The sequence below is a fragment of the Clostridium sp. MSJ-8 genome, assembly GCF_018918325.1.
Taxonomy (GTDB): domain Bacteria; phylum Bacillota; class Clostridia; order Clostridiales; family Clostridiaceae; genus Clostridium.
This window is the reverse complement of record NZ_JAHLQH010000042.1, coordinates 15,976-30,451: the sequence shown is the minus strand read 5'-3', so window position 1 is coordinate 30,451 and position 14,476 is coordinate 15,976. Positions and strand designations below refer to the sequence as shown.

The following is a 14,476-nucleotide window of genomic DNA, read 5'->3' as shown; positions in this document are numbered from 1 at the left end:
TCAAGTCCATATTCTATAATAAGTCTATCCTCGATTCTAAGATGTTTTCCTTTGCATAAATTTGACATAATTACTCCTCCTAACATGTTTAGGACAAATATCAGATTAATTATATCAAATTCTTTGCAAGACTAACTTCCGTTTCACTTAAAAAGCGGAACTTACTTTTTCAATTTACAAACCATTTTTTGTGTTATAATAGGTGGAAGAAGTGGAGTGGAAAAAATGATAAATAAAGTAAAACATGATGAAATATTACATTTTAACATGGCTTTAATAGGCGGTATATTAGGTGCATATGCAATACTTAATTGGTGTGATGTATTAGGATCAGCTCAGACGTCAAATATGATTCATCTTATGATGGATATAGTAGGTGGCAATATTCCAGGAATAATAATTAGGTTAGGCTCGGTTGTAATATATATAATAGGGTTAATAAGTACAGTTATTATAAAAAACTATACTAAGATAAATGTTCACATATATAGTGTAATAGTAGATGCGATAACTGTTATAATGGTTGGAATTATGCCAAAGAACTTAGATGTGATAATTGCGTTATATCCAATATTTTTTGCAATGGCAGTTCAATGGAATTCATTTCCTGGTGTACATGGATATAATAGTTCTACAATATTTTCAACTAATAATTTAAAACAAACTACTATAGCTATAACTGAATATATTTGCAATAAAGAAAAAGATAAACTTCATAAAGCAAAATTTTATGGTAAGGTGTTATTATCTTTTCATTTAGGAGTTGCAATAGCATTTATATGTACTAATTTATTTGGAATGAAAGGTGTATGGATTGGAATAGTACCAACAATTACAGCTTTAGAACTTACTTTATTTGAAACTGAAAGTACATCAAAGGTGATAATAAGCAGTGAAGATAATTCAATTAAGAAAGTTGTATAACTATGGATTTATAATTATATAGCAAAAAGGGGGATGAGGGGATATGAGAAAAATTACGATAAAATATATAATAATATTTTTTATTTCGGAGATAGTTCTAATACTAGCTTCTATGTTAGCTACTAATAGAATAGATAATTTTATAAGTAGTCAGAATATGTGCATTTTTGCAGATGTTATGCAAGATGAAAGCTTAGATGACATTATATCTAATTATTATGATAAAACTGGTAATCAAGATATAGAAGAGGCAAAGGATATTTTAAGTAAGCAAGGTTATGTAGGTATATCTCGTTTGCCTAAAGATATTAACGAATATATTCGTAAGGTTATTGTTTATACATTTGTACCAATAGAATTGATAATACTTGCAATAATCTATATATTGTATAGAAGAGAAAGTACAAAAGTGTCATAATTATAAACAAAATATAATTTCCCAAAGGGTAAAAAAATTAGCCAGCTAAAATTAGAGAAAAGAGCTGGCTAAAAAATTTTATTAGGGCTTTTTATAAAACATATCCATTAATGCAGAAATTAAAGTTAACAATAAGGATATGTATATAGCGTAATTTAACTTGTTCTGTATTATATATAACAGCACACCTGAGAATATGCATATTAGAATTATAGCATTTATGAATTTATAAAGTTTTGAACTTTTAGAACAAAGGATGGTTGTAGCAGAAAAAATAATTAATGATAACGTAGCAAAACATAATGAATCTAAAATATCTCTAGAAAAAGAAATTATAGATGTGTAATGTAGTAAAAGCAGTGTTATTATTACAACTAATATTAGAGATACTATTTTATGAGATACTTTTTCCATACAACCACCTCTAAATGTAAAATATTTACAAATAAATTATAGCACTTAAGTTTTAAATAGTAAACAGTTTATGGAAAATTATAATATTATTTCATCTAAATCGTTAGGAACATAGATATTACCGTTAAATACTTCTTTACCTTCAGATATATATCTTTCCTTTCTAGTACTTAGATTTTTATCTTCTGCATGATATAATATTATATTTTTTACATTTAATTTATCAGCACTTATACATGCATCTCTAGATGTAGCATGATGTTTTTCATAAGGTTTAAATATATCCCTATCAGCATAAGAACAAAAAGCTTCATGCATTAAATAATCAACATTCATACAATATTTTTTAATTCCATCTCTATATGGTTCATCACCTAAGAAAGTTAATTTTTTTCCGTTACATAGTTCAGTTGTGAATCCATGTTGAAGTTCCTTTGTGCTATGTATATCGAAAAATATTGTTTTCCTACCTAGAATAATAGCTTCATCTCCGTCTTTTATAGGATGAAAAATGATTCTATCATCGAATAATTTTAAAAACTTACCTTGCAATACATAAGAAGAGATATCTCTAATAGCTTTTATAGATTTTTCATGACAATATATATTAAAGTTACCTTTATAAGTACCTTTAGTTAGTATATTATGACATATAGCACGAATGATCCATGCAGAACCTAATATATGATCACTATGATTATGGGATATAAACATGTTATGGATATTAGTTATATCTATATTTAACTTTTGAAGATTTGATAAGATTGTGTTTCCACCACCTGAATCAACTAATAAATATTCATTATCATTAGATAATGTGAAGCAAGTATTGAAGCATTTTGTAACCATTGCAGAGCCAGTACCTAACATTGATATTTTTTCCATATAAAAACCCCTTTCTTAATATACAAAGTTTACAATAATTATATTAATAAAATAACATAATTAAAAAGTAATTTGTACATAAAAACATAAAAATGTATAAAGTAAACGAATTCTTAAATAATATGCCAATATTTGCTTTGACTGTAAATAAAAATGAGAGTAATATATAAAAGGTTGACAATAGAAAAATTATATATAAGGGAAGGATGTTGTAAAAAAGTGAAGCCAAAGTTATTTAGCATGATACAAAGTAAGGAGTTAACTAAAGAACAAGTACTAAAAGATATAGTTGCAGGTATTATAGTTGCTATAATAGCATTACCATTATCTATAGCACTTGGAATTTCATCAGGAGTAACTCCAGAGAAAGGATTGATAACAGCAGTTATAGCTGGATTCTTCATATCATTACTTGGAGGAAGTAGAGTTCAAATAGGGGGACCTACAGGTGCATTTGTTGTTATCATATATTCTATTATTCAGCAATATGGATTAGATGGATTAATAATAGCAACTATAATGGCAGGAATAATTCTTGTTATTATGGGATTACTAAAACTAGGAACTTTTATTAAATTTATTCCTAAGACAATAACAATAGGATTTACATCAGGTATTGCAATTACATTACTATCTACTCAGATAAAAGATCTTTTTGGTCTTACAATAGAAGGTAGTGTTCCATCAGAATTCATTGCAAAATGGAAATGCTATATCGCAAACTTTTCAACAACTCATCTTCCAACATTAATTGTTGGTGTTGTGTGTATAGTTATTATTGCAATGTGGCCTAAGATTAATAAAACTATTCCAGGTTCTATGATAGCAATAATAATAGGAACATTAATGGTGAAGTTCATACCATATTTCAATGATGTAGCAACAATAGGTAGTATATATGGGGAATTATCATCTAAGCTTCCTGCACCAACATTCCCACATATAGATGTTAATACTATTAATAAATTATTCTCACCAGCTTTTACTATTGCTATTTTGGCAGCACTTGAATCATTATTATCAGCTGTAGTTGCAGATGGTATGATAAAAGACACTCATGATTCTAATAGTGAACTTATAGGACAAGGAATTGCAAATATTGCTTCAGGATTATTTGGTGGTATACCAGCAACTGGTGCAATAGCAAGAACAGCTGCAAATGTTAAGTCAGGTGGAAGAAGTCCTATAGCTGGTATAGTTCATGCAATAACATTACTTATAATTATGCTTGTTGCAATGCCACTTGCAAAGCTTATACCTATGACAACATTAGCAGCTATATTAGCAGTAGTATCATATAACATGAGTGAATGGAGAACTTTTAAGGCATTACTAAAGTCACCTAAGAGTGATATTGCTGTATTATTAGTTACATTTGTATGTACAGTAGTATTTGACTTGGTTGTTGCAATAGGGGTTGGAATGGTAATAACTATGTTCTTATTTATGAAGAGAGTATCAGATACAACAGTTATAAAAGATTTATGTGAAGAAGGGGCGTTTGATGAAGGAATAAATAGAGTACTTGAGGATTCAGATGACAAAATAATGGTTTATCAAGTTAATGGTCCATTTTTCTTTGGTATAGTTAGAGATTTTGAAGATCATCTTAATCTTAAACCAACTACAGAAGTATTTATACTAGATTTAAGACATACAATGTCAATGGATGCATCAGCAATAGCAGAACTTAAACAAGTATATGCAGAATGTGAGAGATTGAATATAAAGTTCATATTAACTCATGTTCAAAAGCAACCTATGAAGGTAATTAAGAGAATGGGACTTGCAACGCTTATTGGAGAAGATAATTTCTATGATAGTAAGGTGGAAGCTATAAAAGATGCTTATAAGGATATTACAAAATAATTATTAATATATATTATTTTCAAAAGGAAATATGATTGATATAATTGTAGACAGGTATAGAACATTTGGGAGGTTTATAGTATGAAAACAATTGAAGAGAGACTAGCAGAATTATTACAATTAAGATTGAATCAAGTACAAAGTGTAATTGAATTATTAGATGAAGGTAATACAGTACCATTTATTGCTAGATACAGAAAAGAAAGAACAGGTGGATTATCAGATGAGGTTTTAAGAAAATTCTCTGAGAAGTTAACATATCTACGTAATTTAGATGAGAGAAAAGAAGACGTATCTAGACTTATAGAAGAACAAGGAAAGCTTACTGAAGAAATAAAAGAAGCACTAAACAAAGCTGAAACATTAACAGAAGTAGAAGATATATATAGACCATATAAGCCTAAGAAGAGAACAAGAGCAACTATTGCAAAGGAAAAAGGATTAGAACCTCTTTCTGAATTACTTATAAAAGGTAAATTTAATGGAGATATTGCAGAAGAAGCTTCAACTTATATTAATGAAGAAAAAGGAGTTAGTTCTATAGAAGATGCTATAAATGGTGCATTAGATATTGTGGCTGAAGGAATATCAGAAGAAGCAAAATATAGAAAATATATAAGAAATTTAGTTATGAGAGAGGGCAAGATAGAATCAAAGGGTTCAAGTGAAGAACCAACTCCATATGAAATGTATTATGATTATAGTGAAGAAGTAGGTAAGATTCCTCCTCATAGAATATTAGCAATTAATAGAGGAGAAAAAGAAAAAATATTATCAGTTAAGATTAATATAAATGAAGATAAGGTAATAAGATATTTAGAAGATAAAATATTAAAGAATAATGAAGTAACAGATGAAAAATTAAAATTGGCCATAAGAGATGCTTATAAGAGATTGATCTTTCCATCTATAGAAAGAGAAATTAGAAATGAACTTACAGACAAGGGAGAAGAAGGAGCTATAATGGTATTTAAAGAAAATTTAAAGGCACTTCTTATGCAAGCACCTATAAAGGGCAAAACTGTAATGGGATATGATCCAGGATTTAGAACAGGATGTAAAGTCGCAATATTAGATAGTACAGGAAAGTTCCTAGAAAATGTTGCTGTATATCCAACATTACCTAAAAAAGATATAGAGGGAGCAAAGAAAGTTCTAAAGGAATTGATATACAAATATGATGTTGATGTAATATCTTTAGGTAATGGTACTGCTTCTAGAGAATCAGAAGAAGTTATATCTGAGATGATATCAGAGATAAAGAAGGAAACAGGAAAAGAAGTAGCTTATGTTATTGTATCTGAAGCAGGAGCTTCAGTATATTCAGCATCTGAACTTGCAACTAAAGAATATCCAGATTTAGATGTTACAGTAAGAGGAGCAATATCAATAGGTAGAAGATTACAAGATCCTATGGCAGAGCTTGTAAAGATAGATCCAAAGGCTATAGGAGTAGGCCAATATCAACATGATGTAAGTCAAAAGAGATTAGAGGAATCATTAACAGGAGTTGTAGAAGATTCAGTTAATAAGGTGGGGGTTGATTTAAATACTGCAACACCATCATTATTGACATATATATCAGGAATAAATGCATCTATTGCTAAGAACATAGTTGATTATAGAGATGAAAATGGTGGATTTAAGAACAGAAAAGAACTACTTAAGGTAAAGAGATTAGGACAAAAGGCTTATGAACAATGTGCAGGTTTCTTGAGAGTTACAGAAAGTAATGAACCACTAGATAATACTGCTGTGCACCCTGAATCATATGATGAATGTAAGAAGATTATGGCATTATTAGGTTATACAGAAGAGGATCTTAAGAATAATAACCTTGGAGATATAGACGAAAAAGTTAAGGCAAAAGGATTAAAGAATATAGAAAAAGAAATAGGAATAGGTGAATTAACACTAAAGGATATAATAAAAGAAATTAAGAAACCAGGAAGAGATCCTAGAGATGAGATGCCAAAGCCTATATTAAAGACAGGAGTTATAGATATTAAAGACTTAACAGCAGGTATGATATTAATGGGAACAGTAAGAAATGTATCAGATTTTGGAGCTTTTGTTGATATAGGCGTTCATCAAGATGGTTTGGTTCATAAGAGTCAAATGGCAAATAAATTTGTAAAACATCCATTGGATATAGTTAAAGTTGGGGATATAGTTAAAGTAAAAATTATTGATGTTGATAGCAAAAGAAATAGAATATCATTATCAATGAAGGACGTTTCTGAGAGCAAATAATGTAATTGATAAATTGAAACGATTGAAATTATAAAATAGATATATATAATAAGGCAAATATTAAAAATAGTTAATAATTTTTGCAAAACATTGACATATTTTTATAAAAAGACTAAAATTATTAAGAAATTATAAAAGACTATATTTATTTCAATGGGGGCGTAGTATAATGAACGGATTAGTTATTATAGCCATTGCCGTAGTTGCATTATTAGCAGCTTATTTATTATATGGTAGATGGTTAGCAAAGAAGTGGGGAATAGACGAAAAGGCGAAGACACCAGCTTATACCCATGAAGACGGTAAAGATTATATTCCAACAAGTAGGGGAGTAGTATTCTCTCACCAATTCTCATCAATAGCAGGTGCAGGACCTGTAACAGGACCTATATTAGCAGCAGTATTTGGATGGGTTCCAGTTTTATTGTGGTTATTAGTAGGTGGTATATTCTTTGGTGCAGTACATGATTTCGGTGCTATGTATGCATCAGTAAGAGAAGAAGGTAAATCAATGGGATTCTTAGTTGAGAAGTACATTGGTAAGGCTGGTAAGAGATTATTCTCATTATTTGCATGGTTTTTCTCAATATTAGTTATAGCAGCTTTTGCAGATATGGTTGCTAATACTTTTAATGGATATACTGCAGATGGTGCAAAGAATACACCAGGAGCAGCAGCAGCATCTATTTCAATGTTATTTATAGTTGTTGCAGTATTATTTGGTTTATACATTAAGAAATTTAAACCAAGTGGAAAATTACAATTTGTAATAGGAATAGTTTTATTATTTGCAATGCTTGCAATAGGAATGGAATGTCCTATATATTTAAGTAAAGATGCATGGCTTGCAGTAACTTTTGTATATATATTTATAGCAGCAGTAGTACCTATGTGGATATTGATGCAACCAAGAGATTATTTAAGTTCATTCTTATTAATAGGAATGATTTTAGGAGCAGTAGTGGGTATAGTAGTTGCACATCCTAAGATGAACTTACCAGCATTTAATGGATTCAATGTAAATGGAAGCAACCTTTTCCCAACACTATTTATTACAATAGCATGTGGAGCAGTTTCTGGATTCCATAGTTTAGTTTCATCAGGAACTTCATCAAAACAAATAAAAAATGAAAAAGATATGTTACCATGTACTTATGGAGCAATGAATGTTGAAACTTTATTAGGAGTAGTTGCATTAGTTGTAGCAGGTGCTGCAGCAACAGGCGGAAAACTTCCAGAAGGAACACCTTTCCAAATATTCTCTGGTTCAGTTGCAGGATTCTTAGAGAAGTTAGGATTACCTAACTATGTAGCTGTTTGTTTTATGACAATGTGTGTATCAGCATTAGCATTAACAACATTAGATTCAGTTGCTCGTTTAGGTAAGATGTTCTTCCAAGAATTATTTATAAGTGGGGAAGAAGATAGAGCAAATGCTTCTCCAGTAGTAAAATTCTTAACTAATGAATATGTAGCTACTATAGTAACTTTAGTATTAGGATTATTATTATCACTTGGTGGATATTCTAATATATGGCCATTATTCGGATCTGCTAACCAATTATTATCAGCATTAGTATTAATAACATTAGCAGTATTTATGAGAACAACTGGCAGAAAAGGATTCATGTTATGGATTCCTATGATTATGATGTTAGTAGTAACATTTACTTCTTTAGTTACAGCAACAATTAATCTTTGCAAGAAGTTATTTGTAACTGGTGGATTTGTATTCTTAACTGATGGGTTACAATTAATATTTGCTTTATTATTAATGATATTAGGGTTATTGATTGCAATATCTAGTTTAAAGAAATTAACTAGCAAAAAAGTAGAAGCAGCAAAATAATTTTTAAGTAAGAATTATAAATATTAAATTAAAAATAAATGTGGAAACTCGGCTTAATAGTGTTTAAGTCGAGTTTTTATTTAACTTTGTTTTGATTGTATAAAAGCTGAGTCAATTGTCTATAATATTACTCACATCAAAATATCATTGGATTTTTTGGGGGAAATAAAGTATATTTATTACTATAATAACAAGTATTGATTTCATAAAATTAAAATATAGATTTTATTTTGATTTTCACTATTATATTGGAGATGAATATTGATGACATTACAACAATTGAGATATATTGTAATGGTTGCTGAAAAAGGAACTATAAGTGAAGCTGCTAAGGAGTTATTTATATCCCAACCAAGCCTTACTAATGCAATAAGAGAATTAGAAAAAGAGATGAATATAACTATATTTAATAGAACTAATAAAGGAGTTGTGGTTTCTAATGAAGGGGATTTATTTTTATCTTATGCAAGGCAAGTACTAGAACAAGCTAATTTACTAGAAGAGAAATTTATGAATGTAGGAGAAAATAGTCCTTATTTTTCTGTATCATGTCAACATTACTCATTTGCAGTAGAAGCATTTGTAGATGTTATACGTGAATTTAATGGAGATAAATACGATTTTACACTTAGAGAAACTCAAACATATGAGATAATAGAAGATGTTAGTAGATTAAAAAGCGAAATAGGTCTTCTATATACATCATCTAAAAACGAAGAAGTTATTATGAAGCTTATCAAGAAAAAGGGACTTGAGTTTGAGGAATTATTTGTAGCAAAGCCACATGTATTTATAAGTTATAAACATCCTCTAGCAGATAAGGATAGTTTGACCCTTGAAGATTTAGAAGGATATCCTTATTTATCTTTTGAACAAGGAGAATATAATTCCTTTTATTTCTCAGAAGAGATTCTTAGTACATTAGATAGAAATAAAAATATTAAAGTTAGAGATAGAGCCACATTATTTAATCTGGTTATTGGATTAGACGGATATACAGTAAGTTCGGGAGTTATTAATAAGGAGCTAAATGGTGAAAATATAATAGCTAAACCTCTTAGAGTAAATGAATCTATGAAAATAGGAATAATAACTCAAAAAAATATGCACTTAAGTAGATATGGAAAGTCATATATAGAAGCTTTAAAGAGACATATTAGAGATGATAAGAGTTTGATATAGCTTTAAACTATATCAAACTCTTGTTTTTATGTATTATTCAAATTGTTTTATAGCATTTATACTTATATATAACAAAGTAAACATAAGATGTTAAGGAATAAACATGTATATAGAAAAGGGGTTTTAAATATGAACAAAAGAGCACCATTTAGATTTGATATGGTAGGAAGTTTCTTAAGACCAGAATATCTTAAGAAAGCAAGAGAAGATTTTAAAAATGGGATTATAACACAAGAAGAATTAAAGAAAGTAGAAGATAAAGCAATAATTGACCTAGTAAATAAGCAAAAAGAAGTAGGACTTCAAGTGATTACAGATGGAGAATTTCGTAGAGCTACATGGCATTTAGATTTTATGTGGGGCTTTAATGGAGTTGCACATAAAGAAACAGAAGAAGGATTACCATTTCATGATGAAAAAGCTAAGATAGATGATACTTATCTAACAGGAAAGGTATCAGTAGATAATCATCCTTTTGTAGAACATTATAAATTTGTAAAAGCATTAGAAGATGAAAATACAGTTGCAAAACAAACAATTCCTGCTCCTGCACAATTCTTAGAACAAATGATTATGCCAATGAATATAGAAACAACTAAGAAGTATTATGACGATGTTAATGATTTAATAAATGATATTGCTAATGGATATAAGAAGGTAATAAGAGAATTATATGAAGTAGGATGTAGAAATATACAATTTGATGATTGTTCATGGGGGGTATGTGTAGACCCTAATGCTCTTTTCTTCTTTGGAACAGATAAAGAAGGATTAGAGAAGATAAAAGAGCAATTATTGTTAGTTAATAATCTAGCAATAGAAGGTAAACCAGACGATTTAACTATAACAACACATATATGTAGAGGAAATTTCCATTCAACATGGGCATGTACAGGTGGATATGATGATGTTGCTGAAACATTATTTGCAAGAGAAAATGTAGATGCATATTACCTAGAATTTGATGATGAGCGTTCAGGTGGATTTGAACCATTAAAGGCAGTTAGTGGAGATAAGAAAGTTGTACTTGGATTAATAACAACTAAATCAGCAGAATTAGAAGATAAAGAAGTTATTAAGAAACGTATTGAAGAAGCAACTAAATATATTCCTTTAGATCGTTTATATTTAAGTCCACAATGTGGATTTGCATCTTGTGAGATAGGCAATAAACTTACAGAAGATGAACAATGGAATAAATTAAAGTTAGTAAAAGAAATAGCAGAAGAAGTGTGGAAATAAAAAAGATTAATACACAATATTATTGAAATTATAATATATATGTATTATAATGTTAATGAAAAATAAATAAGTCTTCAGGGCGGGGTGTAAGTCCCCACCGGTGGTTATAGCCCACGAGCTAGTTAGTTTAGCATGATTCGGTGTGATTCCGAAGCCGACAGTATAGTCTGGATGAGAGAAGAGAAGTATGAGATTTGTTACAATAATATCTTATTAAGAAAGTTAGCTCTGATTGTTATATACAGTCAGGGCTTTTTTTACTTCATTGGAGATTATATATAATTTAAACCTGTGTAAAAAATATAAAATTTTATGCTTCTTTTGATGAAAATAAATATTTAACCCTGACGAAGAGAAATAGGGGAGATGGATTTATTATGAATACTAACACAAAACTAAACAAAATGACTAAAGTTGCAGCACTTGCAGCTATTGCAGGGGTGCTAATGTTACTTGAGTTTCCTATAATACCTATGTTTGGATGGCTTAAGATAGACTTTAGTGAATTACCAGTTCTTATGGGAGCTTTTGCTTATGGACCAATAGTAGGAATTGTAATAGAAGCTATCAAAATTGCAATTAACTTTTTACTTACAGGTACAACATCTTTTGGAGTTGGAGAACTTGCAAACTTCTTAATGGGATTAGCGTTTATTTTACCAGCATCTATAATTTATCATAGAAATAAAACTAAAAAAACTGCTATTATAGGAATGATTGTAGGAATTGTAGTAGTAAACATAGTAGCAATAATATCTAATATATATTTACTTTTACCGGCATACGGAATGAAGATGACTGGCTCAGATGCAACAAAATATATATTAATGGGGTTATTACCTGTTAATACAATAAAATCTGTATCAGTTTCAATATTAACTTATATTTTATATAAAAAGATATCTGTGAAAGTATTTAAAGTAGATAATAGATTTGTTAATAATAATGAAATAGAAACTAAAAAGACTGCATAAAAAAACTAATAAATAATATTATTTTTAAGAAGTTTATTATAGTGAATGAGTAGGTTGCAAAACAAGTTTTTGCAACCTTTTATCTTTACATATATAGTAAAAAAATATAAAAATATATACAAAGTGCATAAAAAAGGAGAAAATTTTTTATAAATGTAGATAAAGTGTGGAATATTTATAAATAATGTGTTAAATTAAAGTGTGGACATAAGTTAAATATTATATTTTAATGTAAAATATAATAGAGTAGATATCTTTATCTACTGACTTATAGTTTTTATTACAACAGGGCTTATTATAATAAGTCTAAGATAGAACAAAATAATTAGGATGTGAGAATATGAACAGAAAGAAAGTAATGTCATTAATCATTGCTGCTTCTGCTCTTACAACAGCGGGTATTGCTTTATCAGATGGTGAAGTAGCTAAGGCTTCTGTTGTAAACTCAAGTTATGTGTACAATTCTCCTAATGTAGCATCTATGTCTCAAGGAAAAGTAGTTAATGTAACTACTAACTTAAGAGTAAGATCAGGAGCAAGTACTAGTTCTTCAGTAATAGGATATTTAACTAACAATTCATCAGTTAATGTCAAGGGTGAGGAAGGAAACTGGTATAAAATAGAATTTAAGGGTTCTATAGGGTATGTATCAAAAGATTATATACAAGTATCAGGAGTTGTAGGAACAACTACAAATAATACAACTTCATCATCAGAAGGAACTGTTAATGTAACAAGTAGTTTACGTGTAAGATCAGGTGCGGGTACAAATTCTTCCGTGCTAGGTTATTTGGGAAATGGAACAAAGGTTAAGATAACAGGAGAAAGTGGAGATTGGTATCAAATAAACTATAACAATCAAACTGGCTATGTTTCTAAAGCTTATGTTTCAGTATCAAATTCAACACAACAAGGAAGTAATAATACAACATCGACTCCTTCTTCATCAGCTTCTAAGACTGGAAAGGTTGTCAATGTTACAACAAATCTAAGAGTGAGATCAGGAGCAGGAACTAATACTTCTGTTTTAGGTTATATAACAAATGGAACTAATGTAAATATAACAGGAGAAAGTGGTAATTGGTATCAGATAAACTTCAATGGAAAAACTGGCTACGTAGCTAAAGAATATATAAGTGTATCTGGTAGCTCAGGTGGAACAAGCACTCCTTCAAATAGTGGAAATCAGCAAACACCAACAACTACTAATAAAACAGGAACAGTAGTTAATGTTACAAGTAACTTAAGAGTAAGGTCGGGAGCAAGTACAAGCTCATCAACTCTTGGATATATAACAAATGGAACTAAGGTTAACATAACAGGAGAAAGCGGTAATTGGTATCAGATAAATTATAATAATAAAGTTGGATATGTATCTAAGGATTATATAAGTGTATCTGGTAGCTCAGGTGGAACAAACACTCCTTCAAATAGTGGAAATCAACAAACACCAGCAACTACTAATAAAACAGGAACAGTAGTTAATGTTACAAGTAACTTAAGAGTAAGATCAGGAGCAAGTACAAGTTCATCAACTCTTGGATATATAACAAATGGAACTAAGGTTAACATAACAGGAGAAAATGGTAACTGGTATCAGATAAATTATAATAATAAAGTTGGATATGTATCTAAGGATTATATAAGTGTATCTAATACATCATCTGGTGGAAATAATGTTTCTAGAGGAGATACACCTGCAAATAATGGTACAACGACTTCTCAATATGGTAAGGTTACAGGTGTTACAAGTAATTTAAGAGTGAGAAGTGCAGCTAATGCGACATCTTCAGTACTTGGATATCTATTAAATGGAACTGTGGTTTCTATAGTAGGTACAACAGAAGGTTGGTATGCTATTAATTATAATGGCAAGACTGGTTATGTAAGCTCTGAATATATACAATTAGTTGATTCTAATGCAGGAAATTCAACTAATATGTCAACAGCATATAATACTATACTTAATGCAATGAAAGCTCATTTAGGAACACCATATGTTTGGGGTGGTGCTGGAGAAGCATTAACAACATCACTGCTTAATACATTATCAGCTAGATATCCAACTCAAGCTGCTAATGGAGCTTATACTAGAGCTTATGCTTGTGCAAATCAAGGCTTAAGAGCGTTTGATTGTTCCGGTCTTATGCAATGGGGGTATGCTCAAGCAGGAATAAGCATTGGTAGAAGTACATGGGATCAAATAGGTAATGGAGTAGAAGTGTCTCTTAGCAATTTACAACCTGGAGATTTATTATTTTATAAATCATTAGGACATGTTGGAATGTATATTGGTAATGGACAATGGATTGAAGCTCCAAATAAAAATGCAAATGTTAGAATTACAAGTGTACCTTGGGGTTCTATAGGTAGAGCAAGAAGAATATTAAATTAATATTTAAAAAGAGGTTTTCTTAAAATAATTAAGAAGACCTCTTTCATATTTGTAGGAAAAAATATATATAA

10 protein-coding genes and 1 riboswitch are annotated in these 14,476 nt (G+C 29.6%); of the genes, 9 read left to right on the top strand and 1 reads right to left on the bottom strand.

Features of this window, described 5'->3' with window-relative positions; translation table 11 throughout:
- Window positions 1-225 precede the first annotated feature (225 nt).
- Together KQI77_RS09525 and KQI77_RS09520 are read left to right on the top strand one after the other, a co-directional pair.
- A complete protein-coding gene (locus tag KQI77_RS09525) occupies window positions 226-924 on the top strand; it encodes a YoaK family protein (protein WP_253289420.1) in 699 nt (232 codons plus the stop codon).
- A 43-nt stretch (window positions 925-967) separates the two neighbouring features.
- Window positions 968-1,342: a hypothetical protein gene (locus KQI77_RS09520; protein WP_216390196.1), complete on the top strand. Its 375-nt coding sequence runs from the start codon at window positions 968-970 to the stop codon at window positions 1,340-1,342.
- A gap of 492 nt (window positions 1,343-1,834) precedes the next feature.
- On the opposite strand, the gene KQI77_RS09515 is transcribed toward KQI77_RS09520, so the two are convergent.
- Window positions 1,835-2,641: an MBL fold metallo-hydrolase gene (locus KQI77_RS09515; RefSeq protein WP_216390195.1), complete on the bottom strand. Its 807-nt coding sequence runs from the start codon at window positions 2,639-2,641 to the stop codon at window positions 1,835-1,837.
- 219 nt (window positions 2,642-2,860) lie between these two features.
- On the opposite strand from KQI77_RS09515, the gene KQI77_RS09510 reads away from it, so the two are divergent.
- The 7 genes from KQI77_RS09510 to KQI77_RS09480 all read left to right on the top strand — a co-directional run bounded on the left by KQI77_RS09510 (window position 2,861) and on the right by KQI77_RS09480 (window position 14,405).
- Window positions 2,861-4,510: a SulP family inorganic anion transporter gene (locus KQI77_RS09510; RefSeq protein ID WP_216390194.1), complete on the top strand. Its 1,650-nt coding sequence runs from the start codon at window positions 2,861-2,863 to the stop codon at window positions 4,508-4,510.
- A gap of 81 nt (window positions 4,511-4,591) precedes the next feature.
- Entirely contained in the window at window positions 4,592-6,763 is a 2,172-nt protein-coding gene (locus KQI77_RS09505; RefSeq protein WP_216390193.1) for a Tex family protein, read from the top strand.
- Between the two features lie 169 nt (window positions 6,764-6,932).
- The gene (locus KQI77_RS09500; protein WP_216390192.1) at window positions 6,933-8,612 is read left to right on the top strand and encodes a carbon starvation protein A; all 1,680 of its coding nucleotides are present in this window, start codon (window positions 6,933-6,935) and stop codon (window positions 8,610-8,612) included.
- A gap of 264 nt (window positions 8,613-8,876) precedes the next feature.
- Window positions 8,877-9,794 carry a LysR family transcriptional regulator gene (locus KQI77_RS09495; RefSeq protein ID WP_216390191.1) on the top strand — a complete coding sequence of 306 codons (918 nt, stop codon included), beginning with the start codon at window positions 8,877-8,879 and terminating at the stop codon, window positions 9,792-9,794.
- A 129-nt stretch (window positions 9,795-9,923) separates the two neighbouring features.
- Complete coding sequence (locus KQI77_RS09490) at window positions 9,924-11,036, top strand: 5-methyltetrahydropteroyltriglutamate--homocysteine S-methyltransferase (RefSeq protein ID WP_216390190.1); 1,113 nt, start codon at window positions 9,924-9,926, stop codon at window positions 11,034-11,036.
- A 66-nt stretch (window positions 11,037-11,102) separates the two neighbouring features.
- A riboswitch (FMN riboswitch) is annotated at window positions 11,103-11,223 on the top strand.
- Window positions 11,224-11,413: 190 nt separating this feature from the next.
- Window positions 11,414-12,010 (top strand): ECF transporter S component, encoded by a 597-nt coding sequence (locus tag KQI77_RS09485; protein WP_216390189.1) that lies wholly within the window; start codon window positions 11,414-11,416, stop codon window positions 12,008-12,010.
- Between the two features lie 340 nt (window positions 12,011-12,350).
- The gene (locus KQI77_RS09480) at window positions 12,351-14,405 is read left to right on the top strand and encodes an SH3 domain-containing protein (RefSeq protein ID WP_216390188.1); all 2,055 of its coding nucleotides are present in this window, start codon (window positions 12,351-12,353) and stop codon (window positions 14,403-14,405) included.
- Window positions 14,406-14,476 lie beyond the last annotated feature (71 nt).